The organism is Bradyrhizobium sp. SZCCHNS3002 (assembly GCF_032377435.1).
Lineage (GTDB): Bacteria > Pseudomonadota > Alphaproteobacteria > Rhizobiales > Xanthobacteraceae > Bradyrhizobium.
Genome location: NZ_JAUHHY010000019.1, coordinates 101,127 through 117,077, shown reverse-complemented (window position 1 = coordinate 117,077; position 15,951 = coordinate 101,127). Strand labels below are relative to the sequence as shown.

Sequence of the window (15,951 nt, the reverse complement as noted above, 5' to 3'; positions counted from 1 at the left end):
ACCATGGTGTTACCTTTGAAACATTGTCCGCCGAAGTCTTCTCGTCCGATCTCAGAACCAAAAGCCGAAGCTCTCAATCCCGAGATCCGCAAGGACTCCGCCGTCCACGTTTCTCTTTCTTCATCTTCACTTGTCAAACAGCCCGCACTTGTTAGTTCGCTCGAACTACTTAGTGCATCATCTTCGATCGTCTGTTTCGCCGAAGAAGTCCCGATGTCCGGGGCGCTTCACATAGCCGATTTTCAGAGACCGTCAAGAGCATTTCTTGAAGAAAAACTCAGGAGCCAGTCAGACGAAAAGCAACGTCGGTCCCGAAAGTCGGGGGCCTCAGTCATCAGTGATGTCCGGCTGGCGTGGTGGTGAGATAGTGCGATGCCGCATCCCGCGCAAGAACTTTTTGCGACGGCTGTGCAGAAATGTGGATAGCGCTGTCGCCCCCACGCTCGAACCCCTCACACGCGGTTTCCGTTCCATTTTGGAACGGTGGGCGCGCGCAGCGTCAGGAATTGCCCGCCTTCGGTTGCACCGGCGGACGATACGAGCGCGGCATGGGCATGCAGGACGACATCCTTCCGCCTGACAAGGTTGGTCGAACAGACGCTGTCGAGATTGCGGGTGTCGATTTCGACGGTCGCGATCCCCTCCCCGCCTGCGACGATCGCGGCGCGGAAACGCCAATGGTTCCGGACCGAACACGCCGCTGACCCCGGGATCGAAATTCGCGGCGTCGCACACATTCGCGAATGCGAATTGGCATTGCTCTCGCCACCGCGAACACCGAAGTGACGCCGGTGATACGGATTGGCGATATCCGCAAAGCCCGGCGGTAACGCGGCCGGGAATTGGCTCGCCGTCTCGGCCGGATTCGGTCAGCCCTGTTGCCGCAAGCTCCGGAAATACCACCAGCCCGGCGCTCTCGCCTTCGCGGCCGCAGCCAGATCAGCGATGCGCGCGACGACGCCGGACGGAGCCGGTCGTCGAGAGCCCCCCAACGCGACACGTCGTCCGTCCCGCGTCCCCAAAAAACGCCCGTCGGCCGTGAAGCCGAGGGCGCCCTCGCCACCAGCCAAACATGCTTCAATCCGCGCGGCCTTGGAAATGGTTTGATCGTGCTCGCGTCTCTGGACTGCCTTGCCCAACGCATGGTCGTTGCGGTCGCTCAGGACGTCGATCCTGTCGAGCGCGTTGTTGCAGCGATGTCTGCATCAATTCGAGTCCGCATGCCGCAAAAGCAGCCGCGGCATTGTTGCTCGGTCGACATTGCTGCTTGGTGACCTGCTGCGTGGTGACCTCCGCGGCGTCGCGCCACGTCGTCCGAGGCCGGCGCGAGACGGCGTCAACGCGACCGCGGCGGCGTGCTGCGTGCTGGGGCCGTCAGGAAGCGATCGAGCTCGACGATCGCTTCGGCCTCGCGGGCGCGCCGCAGCTGCGTGGCCTGTTCGATGCCCGGGGGCAGACGTTTCGCCCTGTCTCGCGCCTCGCGCGCCATCGCCAGCAACCGCTCACCCAGCGACATCGTCTGCTTGACACGCCGGCGCCGCTTCTTTTGACCTTCTACTTCCATGCGGGATTGCATCCAGTTTCATTGATGCGCATCGACAACTCTAGATCAGGCGATGCCGCGCGCATCAACATAGGTGAATCGGCCGTGACCAACGTCGTCCCGGACGGCAGACCAGCAGCGGCCGGCCGCGCCGGGAGCATCGACGGTAGCCGCGGCGCCGGCCCGCTCTCGGATCATTTGATATGCAGCGGCCCAGGTTTTCCGGCAGCTCTCTCAGGAACCAATCGAGCCGGTGCATGGTTCAAGGCATTCGACGAAAGGGGGTCTCATGAAAAACAAGCAATTCGCCGCCCTGCCCTTTCGTATCGAGGCCGCGCAGCTCAGCATCCTGCTGATCACCACCCGGCGCAAGCAGCGCTGGTCGGTGCCGAAGGGCTCGCCGATCCTTCGCAAGGGTCCGCATCGGGTCGCGGCGATCGAGGCGTATGAAGAGGCAGGCTTGCGCGGCAAGATCGGCCGCCAGCCGCTCGGCCGTTTCAAGCACAGCAAGCGCAAGGGCAAGCGGAAGATCCCGTGCGAGGTCAAGCTCTACCCGCTGAAGGTGACCAAGCAGCATGGACGCTATCCCGAACGCGGGCAGCGGAAGCTGGCCTGGCTGCCCGCCGCGGAAGCCGCACGTCGCGTGCACCGGGCCAAGCTGCGGCGCCTCATCGAGAGCTTTGCCAGCGGGCACGCCAAGCAGCGTTGATCGAGCCGCTCGATCGCTTGAGCGCTCCAGATCCGAGACCAACGCCGCCGCTCAGGATTGCGTGAACTTGATGGTCGACACCGGCCAGCGCCCGTCATGACCGCTGAGGGTGATGCGCAACCCATGCAGCTCGTCGAGATACACCTGCTCGACGGTTCCCGCCTTGCCGTCGCTCAAGGCCACGCATTTCCCGATCAGCTCGGTCTGGGCGTGCTCGAACTCGCACAGAATGGTGAAGGCTCGCGTCTTGACGGCAACCATGATTGAACGGTCTGAGGGCTGATGGGAGCCGCAACGCTGCGGAGACAGGCCGGCGCTGGCGGATAGATCGGCTCGTCCCCGTCCCGGGTCAACCGCTCATCAAGTGATCGTGCACCGCGCAGACGACATGCACCACCGGTTCAGCGGCACTCGAAATTCGCCGCATCCTCGAGGCTGCCGCTGCCCTTGTAGGTCAGCACCTTCGGGAACGCGCAGAGATCGCGTGTGCGCCCGGGCCATGGCACATCGGGCGCGCGCCGCGCGGTGGCCCGGATCGCCTCGGGCGCCGCGGCCGTGCCCTCCACCCATCGGTCCAGCGCGCTCAGCAAGTCGAACTGATCGGTGGCGGGTCCGCCGCCGCAATGGTTCATGCCGGGAACCAGGAACAGCCGCGCAAAGCCGTCGGCATCAGGGCCGTATCTGGTCTTGAGCTGATCGACATAGTCGATCGTGTCGAGCGCCGAGAAGATCGGGTCGGCCGTGCCGTGATAGAACAGCATCTTGCCGCCCTTCGCCTTGAAGGCGTCGAGATCGGTCGAGGTCGCGGCCTCATATTCCATGCCGGCGTCGAAGCCGCCGGCGCCCTTCATCACCTTCCGCGGATCGCGGTCGAGATCGAAATTGCGCACCCAGGCGACGAGATCCTCCGGCGTCTCCGGCGGGCTCATGAAATCATAGGCGACGCCGCCGGGAATGAGCGTGAGATTGCGCGCATTGGGCGGACTCGCTTTGGGCGTACCGAGCTTCCAGGCGCGCCAGCCGGGCGCGGCGAGCCCGGGATCATACGGCCAGCGCGCATAGATCAATCCGCCCATGGAATTGCGGCTGCCGTCGAACATCAGCCTGACGGCCTTCAGCTTGGGAGCGGACAGGCATTGCGCGCTCTCGCCCTCCTTGCAGGCGAGCACGGCCGGATCGAAGCGGCAGGCCATGACATCCTGCACCATGCCGTCCTTGGCACCGTCGGCGCCGTCGCAAGAGGCGGTCACGGCATCGGCGACGAGCTTCAGGTCGTCGTCGGTCAGCGCGCTGCCCACATCGGCCTTGCCGTCAGGTCCCGGAGGCGCGATCGCCAGCAGCGCCTGCTCCTGCGCGATCACGTCGATGCCGGCCAGCGGCACGCGATAGGCCGGCGCACCGGCGATGACGCCGTCGAACAGCTCGGGGAAGCGCTGGGTCACCGCCATCGCCTGCCGGCCGCCGTTGGAGCAGCCAGCGAAGTAGGACCGGCGCGGTGCCTTGCCGTACAGCTTCTCGGCCGCGGCCTTCGCCGCCGCGGCCACCGGCGGGATCGAGCTGTAGCCCTTGTCCCGCCGCGCCTGCGGATCGAGGCCGAACAGATACGGCCCGAGCGGCCCCGGCTCCTCGAGATGGCCCGAGTCGGTCGAGGCGACGGCATAGCCGTTCGAGAGTCCGTTGGGCGGCGTCGCGCCGGTGAGCAGGCCGAGTGCCGGGCGCAGCACGCCGTCGACGCCGCCGCCGCCCTGAAAGACGAACTTGCCATTCCACGTCGCGGGCAATCGCAGCTCGTAGCCAACAGCATAGGGCTTGCCGTCGATGCCGGTACGCTCGTTGATCTTGCCCCGGATCAGGCAGTGATCCGGCGCGGGTGCGGTCGCGCCCGCAGGCGCGGGCGGCGCCAGTTGCACACCGCCTGCAGCGACGAATTCCGCCGTGACGATGCGGCCGCTGCCGGAGAAGCCTTGCGCCAGCGTGGCGCAGCTCGCCTTGAACTCCTCCGCCTGCGCGGCCGCCATGGCGGACGTCGTCAGCAAGACCGCGGTCAGCGCCGTCACACGGATCGTCATCACGGTCGTCCTCACGATCGTCCTCACAGTCGTCCCCACACCTGCGGGCCAAAGCCCGTCACGCATCGTCGTTGCTTCGCGGCGCGCTCGATCGCTTCCGACCATAGCCAAGCCTGCGCCCGCCGCAAGCGGCCGTGCGCAGGGGTGCGATTGAAAACGTCGGCCGAAGCGTGCCATCTGATGGGCGTCGAGGAAGCGCCGAGGGACATCATGGCTGCGGACATCAGGTTGAATGCGTTTGCGATGAACTGCGTGGGGCACCAGTCGCCCGGCCTGTGGCGGCATCCGCGCGACCGGTCCTCCGACTACAATCGCCTGCCCTATTGGCTCGACCTCGCCAAGACCTTGGAGCGCGGCCGCTTCGACGGACTGTTTCTCGCCGATGTGCTCGGCGTCTACGATGTCTATGGCGGCAACCCCGACGCGGCGCTCCGTCACGCCATCCAGGTGCCGGTGAACGATCCGATGATGCTGATCTCGGCCATGGCCGCCGTGACCGAGCATCTCGGCTTCGGCGTCACCTGCACGCTGTCCTATGAGCCGCCCTACCCGTTCGCGCGGCGGATGTCGACGCTCGATCATCTGACCGAAGGCCGCATCGGCTGGAACATCGTCACCGGCTATCTCGACAGTGCCGCGCGTGGCATGGGCAAGGACCGCCAGACCGCGCATGACGACCGCTACGACGTCGCCGACGAGTACATGGAGGTGGTCTACAGACTGTGGGAAGGCAGCTGGGAGGACGACGCCGTCAAGCGCGACCGGACCAGCGGCGTGTTCACCGATCCCACGAAGGTTCACCGCGTCAGCCATCACGGCGAGAACTACCAGCTCGACGCCATCCATCTCTGTGAGCCGTCGCCGCAGCGGACGCCGGTGCTGTATCAGGCCGGCACCTCGCCGCGCGGCCGCGTGTTCGCCGGCCGGCATGCCGAATGCGTGTTCATGTCCGGCCCGTCGGCCAAGATCATCGCGCCGCGCGTCGCCGCGATCCGCCAGGCCGCCGCCGACGCGGGTCGCGCGGGCAGCGACATCGTCATCTTCAGCATCGCCACCGTCGTGCTCGGCGAAACCGATGCGGCGGCCGAGGCGAAGTTCGCCGACTATCGCCGCTACATCGACCACGAGGCGTCGCTGACCCTGATGTCGGGCTGGACCGGCGTCGACTTCTCGACCTACGACCTCGACCAGCAGGTCCGCCACGTGCTCAACGATGCCGGCCGCAGCGCGATGGACAACGTCACGCGGGCCGATCCGGACCGGGTGTGGACCGTGCGCGAGGTTGCCGAGCATGTCGGCATCGGCGGCATCGGCCCGGTGTTCGTCGGCGGGCCTGCGAAGGTCGCCGATCTCATCGAGAGTTGGATCGAGCAGACCGGGGTCGACGGCCTCAACCTCGCCTTTGCGTTATCACCGGAGAGTTTTGCCGATGTCGCCGACATGCTGGTGCCGGAGCTGACCAGACGCGGCCGCTACAAGAAGGCCTACCAGCCGGGGACGCTGCGCGAAAAGCTGTTCGGCCGTGCCCGGCTCGCGGCCCCGCATCCCGCGGCGGGCTACCGGCCGTAATGCTGCTGGCACTCAGCCCGACAGACGCGACAGCAACACGGCCACCGCCGCCTCGATCGGCTTGATGATCGGCACGGCGAATTGCCGCTGCAACTGATCGGCGGCCTGCGCCAGCGGCCCGCCGCCGATGATCACGGCCTCGGCGCCGTCCTCGGCAATACAGGCGCGCGTGGCGTCAGCCAGGGCGGCAGCAAGCCGCGCCGGATCGACGGCGAGCGCGGCCGGGTCGCCGTGCGTCAGACGCGTCCCGGTGAACTGCGCGGACAGGTTCAGCCTGTCTGCAAGGCCCGCGATGCTCGCGACCAGCGCAGGCGTCACCGTGGCAACGCCGAAGCGCCGCCCGCCCTCTGCGGCCTCGCGCATCGACGCCTCGCCGATGCCCGCCACCGGCAGCGAGCACTGGCTGCCAAGCTCCGCGGCGCCGGGATCGCCGAACGCCGCGACGATGATGCCGTCGCAAGCATCGCGATGCGCGCGGCCGATATCGACCACTTCCGCCGCCGATGCGGCCAGCGCCTCGGCATCCACGATCATGGCCGGCGCCCGCGTCGCGGTCGCGCCGACCACCTCGGCCCGGCCGGCGCAGCAGGCGGCCGCGATCGAGACCATCATCGCGGTGGTCGTGGCCGAGCTGTTGGGATTGATCAGGAGGATGCGGGGCATGAGGACGGTTGCTCAGATGACGAAGCTCTCCTCGTGAACAATCGTCGGCCAAACGTCAACTCCAGCCCCATTCGCCTATGAGGGTGGCGGGCATCGCCGTTCGCCGCCGCCGGCTCACCCGATCCGCATCGACAATTCGACTTCGTCGCCGAACGGCACCGACAGATAGCCGTTATCAGGCGAACGGACGTAGGCGAGGTAGTCGGGGCTGTGGTCGGCATTGTCAGCGACGATGAACGCGCCGGCGCTGAGCCGGCTCTCGAGCAGCGCCAGGATATCGCCATACAGCGGCTTGGCGCCGTCGAGCAGAACCAGGTCGATCGCGTCCGGGAGATCACCGCTTAGCGTCTGCAGAGCGTCGCCCTGGCGGATCTCGACCAGATCGGCCAGCCCGCCCTCCGCGAGGTTGGCACGGGCACGGGCGACCTTGGACGGCTCGAACTCCGTGGTGATCAGCCGGCCGCCGCCATTGTCACGCAGCGCCGCGGCGAGGAACAGCGTCGAGATGCCGAACGAGGTGCCGAATTCGACGATCGATCGCGCACCGACGCCGCGCGCCAGCATGTAGAGCAGCATGCCGGTGTCGCGCGACACGGGCAACGGAAAGTCCTTGAGCTGCGTGTAGAGCTCGACATGGCCGGACCTGCTGCGCATCAGCTGCGCGCCCCGTTCGGCCATGCCGGCGAAGATCGGGCTCGTCTCCGGCCGCAGCAACGTGGCCTCGGCAAGCAGGCGATCCAGCAGCGGCGCCACCGGCTGGGTGGTCAGGGTGATCATCGATATTCTCCGTATTCTCGATGCGTGTCGTTTGCGTCGAAGTCAGAATACGAATAATCATTCGCATTCGCTAATCGCATTTCGGAACGCTCCATGGCCCCGGCTCGAAAAGCCCCGATTTCCCCGCGAAAACTGCCGCAACAGGCACGCTCGGCCGACCTCGTCGCGGCCATTCTGCAGGCGGCTGTTCAGGTTTTGACCAAGGAAGGCGCGCAACGTTTCACCACGGCCCGTGTCGCCGAGAAGGCTGGCGTCAGCGTCGGCTCGCTCTATCAGTACTTCCCGAACAAGGCGGCGATCCTGTTCAGGCTGCAGAGCGACGAGTGGCAGCAGACGACGAAACTGCTGCACGGCATTCTGGAGGACACCCGCCGTCCGCCTCTGACGCGATTGCGCGCCCTCGTTCACGCGTTCCTGCAATCGGAGTGCGACGAGGCCGCCGTGCGCGGCGCACTCTACGACGCCGCCCCGCTCTATCGCGACGCGCCCGAGGCACGCCAGGCCAGGGCCAGTGGCCGCCGCGCCATGCTCGCCTTCATGCGCGAGGTGCTGCCTGGTGCCGGAGAGGCCGAGCGCGCGCGGGCCGCCGATCTGATCAAGACGACGCTCGGCCAGGTCGGCAAGCGCTTCTCGGAGACACCGCGCAGCCGGGCCGAGATATCGGCCTATGCCGATGCGATGGCCGACATGTTCTGTGCGTACCTCTCCACCGCGAACAAGCCTCACAGGCGTAAGGCCGGGTAGTCCTAGAGCCGGCGTGTCTCCGGTCAAGCGGCCTCTCGGGGTGTTCCCGCCATGGGCGGGCTTGTCCCGCGCATCCACGCCTCTCCCACGCAAACTGGGAACCTCTGCACGGCCACGGGGCGCCGCGACGCTCCGTTGACTTGATGCCGTCGTATCCCAGATCGCCGCCGACTTGATGCAGCGCCGCAGGTCGGGGGTCCGCAGCCAACGACGGACCTCTCATCAGAGTCCGTGATTGTCGGTTAAGGGCGAATTCCGGACACGATGAGGCGTCCAATCAAGTCGCGAATTGACCCATTGAAGACGTCGCATGGTTCGGTAAATGTGAGGCTCGGAGATATCTCACGACCAACGGAGTGAGAATGAATTTCGTTGCCGTCACTGCTGAATACGGGATCGTCATCCGTCGGCGCGCCTTGACCGAAAGGGGCGTATCGTATCAGGCCGTACTTAATGCCCTTGAGACGGATAAGCCGCGCGGTGCTGATGAGGAGCTACTCTCTTTTGGTCCAAGCTTCGGTCCAGAGGCACTCGCAACTCTGACGCGGAGGCTCATCGATCTGGGCCTCGTCTATTTCGATGACTTCTTCGAAGTTCGCCAGCGACGTCCCGCTGTGGTGCAAGTTTGCCGTGGCGTTTGTGGCGACTAAGTCAACGTGAAACCAGCGCACTGGATGTCTGCTGTTAGTCCGTCGCGGATCTCACGGTCGGTGGTCGTGAAGTCCGCATTCTGGTTTCAACCGGAAGTAAGCCGCCGGAGGGCCGGAGGTCGCTTTGACCCAGAGCGGACCTATGATGGGACTGTTCCCAGTTCACCGCCGGGCGTGATCAGTCAGCTTTTCTCAGCGTGAGATTCTGGCTTTGAATGGCTCTGATACGGCTGATGTTCAATGTATCCTTAAGGTCGACGCAATCAATATACGCTACTGGCCGTCCCCCGACCTTCGCTTGGCAACGGCTGGCGCCAAGGACAACGTTCAATGTACTTACTCATTGTCTGTCTAATCATTATAATCGTTAGTGCCCAGATATCATCTCGTTGGGCCTGGAACCTGTTCCGGGACTATGAGCTGGCGAGCCCATCCAAGCGGCTCGCCGCGCGGCGGCGCGCGGTTTTGCCAGTACTCTGCGTGGGAGGTGTGGGGCTTCTTGTCGTCCTGCTACTTCGTGTTTCAGGGCCAGAACTTGGAGCAGCCTTAGTGAATGCTCTGATGGTGGTGGTTTCCATTTTTTTCGGCCTGTTTATTGGCATCATTGGTGCCGTCGGCGCGCACCGTAATTAACAAGCACTACAATGGCCGGCACTTCCGCTTCTGTGAAGGGTTTCGGACGCCGGCCGCATGATTGACGGCGCGGCACATTCGGGCGGCCGGCGTGCCCTACCGCGCGAGCGGTTTAATCCATTGGCCCATCTCCGACCTTCCGGTCTACGCCTGGGATGTCCGCGACGCGCTGAATGCGGACGCCGCCGACTCGATCGCAGAGGTCTGCCTTAGTCACGGGCTGTCCTCCCGAACGTGCCCGCTCCGCGGCTCCTGCCCCCCATGGCTGCTGGCTTGCTGCACCGCGCAAGTATGCGGGCTTCGGCCAAATCCGCTCATGAGCCCCCGCGCTTCATTTCGGCCGGCAGATGCAAGGCAGTTCGATCGGACATGCCCGCCCAGACCTCTGCGGAGAGTCGCTAAGACGTCATGGCCGGGCCGAGGCCCTGCCATGACGTCGCGGCAGAGGGGCACAAGCTGATTGTGATATGCCGAAGCCCCAGGGCTTGCGTGACGAGCCGATGGCTTCTCCTCGCGCGTGCGCGACGAAGTGGAATTCGCCCGCATTCTCAGGCTGATTTGCCCTGTCCAGTCCCGCGACGAAAAATATTCTTGTTTCTTTTTTTCAGAATTCATGATTGAATAGCGCCATCCCGCCCGATCGAGAGGGGCGCTTCGCGAACGTCACGAAACGTTGGTGCGGGATGCGATGGCCGGTTCTCGTCGCAGCGTGCGTCAAGCGCGCGGACGAACGAGGGGAGCCGGACGGCGAAATCGCGTGGTCCTGATACTCCGACGCTAGTATCAAGTTCGCGAAGATGCTTGCGTGTCTAGCGGATGACGGTGGCCAGAAAGCCCGGCGCACCGGGGAGATCGCGTATAAGCCGTAAGCCCATTGCGCAGGGAAGGCCGGATGTCCGGCTGATCCTGTGGTAACCGCCGCGTGCTTCCTTTTTGCACGCGGGCCATGGGTGTCAGTCGACGCCCGGCCTTCCCTGTGCCCTCTCATCGAAAGAGGGACGAACGGCAGACACATCTCGGACGCCATGCGCGCCGCGAGGATGCGAGCGGCTGTCCACCGGGTCTCTCACGCGCCAAGAAAACAAACTTCTCGCGACGCGGCCACATGAAGAACTTTCCTCTCCATCCGAACCGATCTGCAAAATTGCGCAACACTCCCGATCCTGCGAATGATCCGGGACAAGTGCACGCCATCGCCTGTTTGGGAGATTTCCGAATGACCCCGTCCTTCAGCGGACTGCGCCGCGCGCGATCCTCGCATCTCGCCCGCCGCGGCGTCCTGGTGATGGCGCTCGCCGTGCTCGGCGCGTTCGCCACGCCGCAAGCCGACGCCGCCGAGACGCTGCGCATCGGCTATCAGAAGTCCTCGACCCTGATTGCTCTCCTCAAGAGCAATGGCGAGCTGGAGAAGGTGCTGGCGCCGCTCGGCATCAAGGTGTCCTGGCACGAATTCTCCAGCGGCCTGCCGCTGCTGGAAGCGATCAACATCGGCAGCATCGATTTCGGCGCCGATGTTGCCGACACCGTCCCGGTGTTTGCGCAGGCCGCGGGCGCGAAGCTCGCCTATGTCGCGGAGGAAGCCGCCTCGCCGTCGGCGCAGGCGATCCTCGTGGCGACGGCATCGCCGACCAGGACGCTGGCCGATCTGAAAGGCAAGAAGATCGCGGTGACCAAGGGCGCGGGGAGCCACTATTTGCTGCTGTCGGCGCTCGCCAAGGCTGGTCTGACCTTCAAGGACATCACCCCGGCCTATCTGCCACCCGCCGACGGCCGCACCGCTTTCGTCAGCAACAATGTGGACGCCTGGGTGGCGTGGGATCCGTTCCTGACCAGCACCATCCGCCAGTCCGGGGCGCGCGTGCTCGCCGACGGTAGCGACGGGCTTGCCAGCTACAAGCGCTATTATCTCGCCGCTGCCGACTACGCTGCCAAGCATGGCGACGCGCTCGACGTCATCTATGGCAAGCTGGTCGAGACCGGCAAATGGGTGAAGGCCAATCCGGCCGCCGCGGCCGGCCAGCTCGCGGCGCTCTGGGGCATCGATGCCGCCACCGTCGAGGAGGCCAACAGCCACCGCTCCTACCAGGTCGGCGCGGTCACCGCGGCCGGCCTCTCGGAGCAGCAGAAGATCGCGGACGCTTTCCTTGCCGAGCGCGTGCTGCCGGTCAAGGTGGACACATCTGCGTTGGCGATCTGGACTCCCAAGGCGCCGTGAGCCACACAGGGGCCGAGGATTGTGCTCCGCAGCGAGGCGCGGCACGAGGCCCGACGACGGGCCTGAACGAAGGAGACCACCGTGACTGCCCATCTTCCCCCGCCGACCGATCGCATCACCGAGCATCCGGCGCATCGCATCTTCGTCGATCGCTGGTCGCCGCGCGGCTTCAGCGACGAGGCGCTGCCCGAAACGGAGCTCCTGACCTTCATCGAGGCGGCGCGCTGGGCCCCCTCCTCCTACAACTCGCAGCCCTGGCGCTTCCTCTACGCGCTGCGCGGCTCGGCCGAGTTCGACACCTTCCTGGCGCCGCTGGTCGAGTTCAATCGCGGCTGGGCGCAGCATGCCGCGGCGATCGTCTACGTGCTGTCGAAGAAGACCTTCATCCCGGCGGGCAAGACCGAGCCGGCACCGACGCGGACGCATTCCTTCGATGCCGGCGCGGCCTGGGCCAATTTCGCCAACCAGGCGGCGGTGTCCGGCTGGGTCACCCACGGCATGAGCGGGTTCGACGTCGCCGCCGCGCAGACGGCGCTCGGCGTCCCCGACGGTTTCGCCGTGGAGATCGCGATCGCGGTCGGCCGCAAGGGCGATGGCGACAAGCTGCCGGCCATGCTCAAGGAGCGCGAGAAGCCGAGCGCACGTCTCTCCATCGCCGAGATCGCCTCGGCTGGCCTTTTCCCGCAGCGCTTCGCCGGCTGATCGATGCGTCAGGGGCGGCGTGCCGCGCCGCCCCTGACGGACGGCGAAATCTGTGGCAGAAGACGCGTTCTGCTTGAGGAGAGTTGATCCGCATGCCGCCGCCGAAACCGCCCGCCTTCGAGACCCTGAGCCTGCACGCGGGCCAGCACCCGGATCCCGCAACCGGCGCCCGCGCAGTGCCGATCTACCAGACCACGTCCTACGTGTTCGACGACACCGAGCACGCCGCGGCGCTGTTCAATCTCGAGCGCGCCGGCCACATCTATACCCGCATCTCCAACCCGACCACGGCCGTGCTCGAGGAGCGGCTTGCCGCGCTCGAGGGCGGCGTCGGCGCCGTCTGCACCGCGAGCGGCCAGGCGGCGCTGCATCTCGCCATTGCCACGCTCTTGAATGCGGGCGATCACATCGTCGCCTCCTCCTCGCTCTATGGCGGCACCATCAATCTGCTCGCCCACACGCTGCCGCGCTTCGGCATCACCACGAGCTTCGTCAAGCCCAGGGATCACGACGGTTTCCGCGCCGCGATCAAGCCGAACACGCGGCTGCTGATCGGCGAGACATTGGGCAACCCCGGCCTCGAGGTACTGGACATTCCCAAGGTCTCGGCGATCGCGCACGCGTCCGGCGTGCCGCTCCTGATCGACAACACCTTCGCGACGCCCTTTCTCAGCCAGCCGATCACCCAAGGCGCCGACATCGTGATGCACTCCGCCACCAAATGGCTCGGCGGCCATGGCATCGCGATCGGCGGCGCGATCATCGATGGCGGCCGGTTCGACTGGCGCGCCTCGGCCAAGTTCCCGCAGCTCACCGAGCCCTATGCCGGCTATCACGGCATCGTCTTCGACGAGCAGTTCGGCGCAGCCGCCTTCATCATGCGCGCGCGCACCGAGGGCCTGCGCGATTTCGGCGCCTGCCTGTCGCCGACCAACGCGTTCCACCTGCTTCAGGGCGTCGAGACCTTGCATCTGCGCATGGAGCGGCATGTTGCCAACACCGCCGCGGTGCTGGCGGCGCTGACGGCCAACAAGGCCGTCGACTGGGTGCTGCATCCCTCGCTGGAGACGCATCCGGACCATGCGCTCGCCAAGGCGCTGTTGCCGCGCGGCGCCGGCTCGATCATCTCGTTCGGCATCAAGGGCGGACGTCCCGCAGGACGCAAGTTCATCGAGAGCCTGAAGCTGATCAGCCATCTCGCCAATGTCGGCGACGCCAAGACGCTGGTGATCCATCCCGCCTCGACCACGCATCAGCAGATGGACGCAGCCCAGCTCGCCGCGGCAGGGATCGGCGAGGAGCTGATCCGGCTCTCCGTCGGCATCGAGGCGGCCGGCGACATCATCGACGATCTCGGACAGGCGCTGCGCGCCTCGCAGAAGGTGTGAGCCATGCAGCTGTCGATCGGAGATCATGAGGTCTTCGCCGCCACGGGCGGCCGCGAGTTCGATTCGTCCTTGCCCGCCGTCGTCTTCATCCATGGCGCCGGCTTCGATCATTCGGTCTGGGCGCTGCACAGCCGCTGGTTCGCCCATCACGGCTTTGCCGTGCTGGCGCCCGACCTGCCGGGCCACGGCCGCTCGGCCGGCCCGGCGCTGCCGACCATTGCTGCGATGGCCGACTGGATCGTCGCGCTCTTGCAGGCGGTGCACGCCAAGCCTGCGCACCTGATCGGCCACTCGATGGGCTCGCTGATCGCGCTCGATGCCGCGGCCCGCCATCCCGATCGCGTGTCGGCGCTGAGCCTGATCGGCACCGCGGCCACGATGACAGTCGGGCCTGACCTCCTGAACGCCGCCGAAGCCAATGATCACGCCGCCATCGACATGGTCTCGATCTGGGGCCTCGGTTTTGCCGCCGAGCTCGGCGGCAGCCGCGCGCCGGGGCTGTGGATGCATGGCGGCGCGCAGGCGACCCTGGAGCGCTGCGCGCCAGGCGTGCTGTTCAACGATCTCTCCGCCTGCAACGCCTATCAGGATGCGCTGGCGGCGGCGGCCAAGATCAAGGTGCCGGCGCGGCTGATCCTCGGCGAGAAGGACATGATGACGCCGCTGAAAGCCGGCAAGGCGCTGGCGGCTGCGATCGCGCAATCGCGCACCATCGTGCTGCCCGGTGCGGGGCATACGATGATGACAGAATGTCCGGATGCGCTGCTCGATGCGCTGATCGAGTAGCTTGCGGTCACGGTTCCCCTCTGGGATGCGACCTCGTGCCGCCGACATGCTCCGTCGCGGCGCGGAACGGAGGACGGCGGCGAGCCGTTGCCCTCCGCATAACGAACAGAAAGGAGCACGCAGATGGATCTGCGCAAACTTTTCACGGTCGCCACCATCGGAACGATGACGCTCGCGACCGCATCGCCGCTCGCCGCCGCGCCGTTGCTGCCGAACCATCCGGCGCCGGCCGCCGCCACGCAGGACGCGACCGAGCTGCAGCAGGTGCAGTATCGCCACTGGCGCGGCGGCTACGGTCATCACCACGGCTATTACGGCCATCGCTATGGCGGGCACGGCTACGGTGCGGGTGCCGCGGCCCTGGGCGGTCTGGCGGCCGGCGCGATCATCGGTGGCGCGATCGCCAGCAGCCGCGCCGAGGCCGCCAATGCCCAGGCCTATTGCGCCCAGCGCTTCCGGTCCTACGACCCGGGCTCCGGCACCTATCTCGGCAATGACGGCCTGCGCCATTCCTGCCCGTAACGACACCAGGGTCGATGCCGGTCTCCGGCATCGACCGCCACCTGGACCAATGGCGCGCGACAAAACGTCCGTCGCGACGACTGCAACGAAGATCGTCTCTTCCGGTTGAGCATGACCCAGAATCAACGGGAGACACCAGGATGGTCACCTTCAAAGCCGCCGCGACGCTCGCCATCGCCGGCGCACTTTCTCTGTCCACGCTGCACTCGGTCTCGGCTGCGCCGCTGACGTCGCTGTCAGCAGCCGCCAAACCGGGCGCCGAAAGCGCGCATGCCGTCCAGGTCCGCTACGGCGGCTGGCATGGCGGCTGGGGCGGCGGTGCCGCGATCGGCGCGGGGCTGCTGGCGGGGGCCGTGATCGGATCAGCGATCGCCGCGCCCTCCTATTATGGCGGCTACGCGCCCTATCCCTATTACGGCGGGTATCGCTACGCCGCCTATCCCTACGGCTATGGCGGCTACTACCCGGCCTACCGCCCCTATTACGGCGGCTATGGCTACAGCTACGCGCCGCGCCCGGTCTATCGCAGCTACGGCTATTCCTATGGCCCGCGGCCGTGGCGGCACAGCTACGGCTATTACCGCGGTCCGGGTTGGGGCCATCATCATGGCTGGCACGGCGGCCGTCATTTCGGACACCGCCACGGCCATGGCGTGATCCGCACCCATTATCGCTGGTGACGTGAGTTCGCCGGTGCATGGGCTCGCCCGACGCACCGGCACGTCAATGCGCAACCTCCGCCGCGCGGATGACGGACTCGTCATGATCGCGCCACGGCAAATGCTGCCAACGCCTCATTGCGCCGAGCGCCATCACCCACCAGATCTGCTCGAGACCCATGACCGTGGCGACGAAGGCGCAGACGACTCCGGCGCGAAATTCCTCGGCAGCTCGGCGTCCTGATCATCCTCTTCCCGCAGATGGAGCTGCTGAGCTTTCGCGTTTTCCTTGATCCGCCCATTCCCATCCCGCCGACCGCAA

At 66.1% G+C, this 15,951-nt stretch carries 18 protein-coding genes; 12 read left to right on the top strand and 6 right to left on the bottom strand.

What is annotated here, in order from left to right; all coding sequences use genetic code 11:
• A partial coding sequence (locus QW845_RS30280; RefSeq protein WP_315805166.1) for a hypothetical protein occupies nucleotides 1-363 on the top strand: 363 nt, incomplete at its 5' end.
• 89 nt (nucleotides 364-452) lie between these two features.
• On the opposite strand, the gene QW845_RS30275 is transcribed toward QW845_RS30280, so the two are convergent.
• Both QW845_RS30275 and QW845_RS30270 read right to left on the bottom strand, forming a co-directional pair.
• Nucleotides 453-737 (bottom strand): hypothetical protein, encoded by a 285-nt coding sequence (locus QW845_RS30275; RefSeq protein WP_315805165.1) that lies wholly within the window; start codon nucleotides 735-737, stop codon nucleotides 453-455.
• Between the two features lie 599 nt (nucleotides 738-1,336).
• On the bottom strand, nucleotides 1,337-1,564 hold the full coding sequence (locus QW845_RS30270) for a hypothetical protein (protein ID WP_315805173.1): 228 nt from the start codon (nucleotides 1,562-1,564) through the stop codon (nucleotides 1,337-1,339).
• A gap of 268 nt (nucleotides 1,565-1,832) precedes the next feature.
• Between QW845_RS30270 and QW845_RS30265 the strand changes: the two genes are divergently transcribed.
• Entirely contained in the window at nucleotides 1,833-2,252 is a 420-nt protein-coding gene (locus tag QW845_RS30265; protein WP_315805164.1) for an NUDIX hydrolase, read from the top strand.
• Between the two features lie 51 nt (nucleotides 2,253-2,303).
• Here the strand turns inward: QW845_RS30265 and QW845_RS30260 are convergent, their stop codons facing one another.
• Both QW845_RS30260 and QW845_RS30255 read right to left on the bottom strand, forming a co-directional pair.
• Nucleotides 2,304-2,513, bottom strand: coding sequence for a PRC-barrel domain containing protein (locus QW845_RS30260; RefSeq protein ID WP_315805163.1), 210 nt, complete (start codon nucleotides 2,511-2,513; stop codon nucleotides 2,304-2,306).
• A gap of 140 nt (nucleotides 2,514-2,653) precedes the next feature.
• On the bottom strand, nucleotides 2,654-4,321 hold the full coding sequence (locus QW845_RS30255) for a tannase/feruloyl esterase family alpha/beta hydrolase (RefSeq protein ID WP_315805162.1): 1,668 nt from the start codon (nucleotides 4,319-4,321) through the stop codon (nucleotides 2,654-2,656).
• 210 nt (nucleotides 4,322-4,531) lie between these two features.
• Here QW845_RS30255 and QW845_RS30250 point away from each other — a divergent pair, with 210 nt between their 5' ends.
• Nucleotides 4,532-5,890 (top strand): LLM class flavin-dependent oxidoreductase, encoded by a 1,359-nt coding sequence (locus QW845_RS30250; RefSeq protein ID WP_315805161.1) that lies wholly within the window; start codon nucleotides 4,532-4,534, stop codon nucleotides 5,888-5,890.
• Between the two features lie 12 nt (nucleotides 5,891-5,902).
• On the opposite strand, the gene QW845_RS30245 is transcribed toward QW845_RS30250, so the two are convergent.
• The gene (locus QW845_RS30245; protein WP_315805172.1) at nucleotides 5,903-6,502 is read right to left on the bottom strand and encodes an aspartate/glutamate racemase family protein; all 600 of its coding nucleotides are present in this window, start codon (nucleotides 6,500-6,502) and stop codon (nucleotides 5,903-5,905) included.
• Between QW845_RS30245 and QW845_RS30240 the strand changes: the two genes are divergently transcribed.
• On the top strand, nucleotides 6,423-6,590 hold the full coding sequence (locus QW845_RS30240; protein ID WP_315805174.1) for a hypothetical protein: 168 nt from the start codon (nucleotides 6,423-6,425) through the stop codon (nucleotides 6,588-6,590). The two genes, QW845_RS30245 and QW845_RS30240, sit on opposite strands and share 80 nt — an antisense overlap.
• A 77-nt stretch (nucleotides 6,591-6,667) precedes the next feature.
• On the opposite strand, the gene QW845_RS30235 is transcribed toward QW845_RS30240, so the two are convergent.
• Nucleotides 6,668-7,330, bottom strand: a complete 663-nt coding sequence (locus QW845_RS30235; RefSeq protein ID WP_315805160.1) for an O-methyltransferase — start codon at nucleotides 7,328-7,330, stop codon at nucleotides 6,668-6,670.
• Nucleotides 7,331-7,423: 93 nt separating this feature from the next.
• On the opposite strand from QW845_RS30235, the gene QW845_RS30230 reads away from it, so the two are divergent.
• The 8 genes from QW845_RS30230 to QW845_RS30195 all read left to right on the top strand — a co-directional run bounded on the left by QW845_RS30230 (nucleotide 7,424) and on the right by QW845_RS30195 (nucleotide 15,650).
• Nucleotides 7,424-8,074, top strand: a complete 651-nt coding sequence (locus QW845_RS30230; protein WP_315805159.1) for a TetR family transcriptional regulator — start codon at nucleotides 7,424-7,426, stop codon at nucleotides 8,072-8,074.
• 362 nt (nucleotides 8,075-8,436) lie between these two features.
• Nucleotides 8,437-8,724, top strand: coding sequence for a hypothetical protein (locus QW845_RS30225; RefSeq protein ID WP_315805158.1), 288 nt, complete (start codon nucleotides 8,437-8,439; stop codon nucleotides 8,722-8,724).
• A 1,918-nt stretch (nucleotides 8,725-10,642) separates the two neighbouring features.
• Nucleotides 10,643-11,572 carry an aliphatic sulfonate ABC transporter substrate-binding protein gene (locus QW845_RS30220; protein ID WP_315805171.1) on the top strand — a complete coding sequence of 310 codons (930 nt, stop codon included), beginning with the start codon at nucleotides 10,643-10,645 and terminating at the stop codon, nucleotides 11,570-11,572.
• An 81-nt stretch (nucleotides 11,573-11,653) separates the two neighbouring features.
• A complete protein-coding gene (locus tag QW845_RS30215) occupies nucleotides 11,654-12,274 on the top strand; it encodes a nitroreductase family protein (protein WP_315805157.1) in 621 nt (206 codons plus the stop codon).
• Between the two features lie 92 nt (nucleotides 12,275-12,366).
• The gene (locus QW845_RS30210) at nucleotides 12,367-13,662 is read left to right on the top strand and encodes an O-acetylhomoserine aminocarboxypropyltransferase (RefSeq protein ID WP_315805156.1); all 1,296 of its coding nucleotides are present in this window, start codon (nucleotides 12,367-12,369) and stop codon (nucleotides 13,660-13,662) included.
• 3 nt (nucleotides 13,663-13,665) lie between these two features.
• Complete coding sequence (locus tag QW845_RS30205) at nucleotides 13,666-14,448, top strand: alpha/beta hydrolase (protein WP_315805155.1); 783 nt, start codon at nucleotides 13,666-13,668, stop codon at nucleotides 14,446-14,448.
• Between the two features lie 123 nt (nucleotides 14,449-14,571).
• A complete protein-coding gene (locus QW845_RS30200) occupies nucleotides 14,572-14,970 on the top strand; it encodes a BA14K family protein (protein ID WP_315805154.1) in 399 nt (132 codons plus the stop codon).
• A gap of 140 nt (nucleotides 14,971-15,110) precedes the next feature.
• Nucleotides 15,111-15,650, top strand: a complete 540-nt coding sequence (locus QW845_RS30195) for a hypothetical protein (protein ID WP_315805153.1) — start codon at nucleotides 15,111-15,113, stop codon at nucleotides 15,648-15,650.
• Nucleotides 15,651-15,951: the final 301 nt, after the last annotated feature.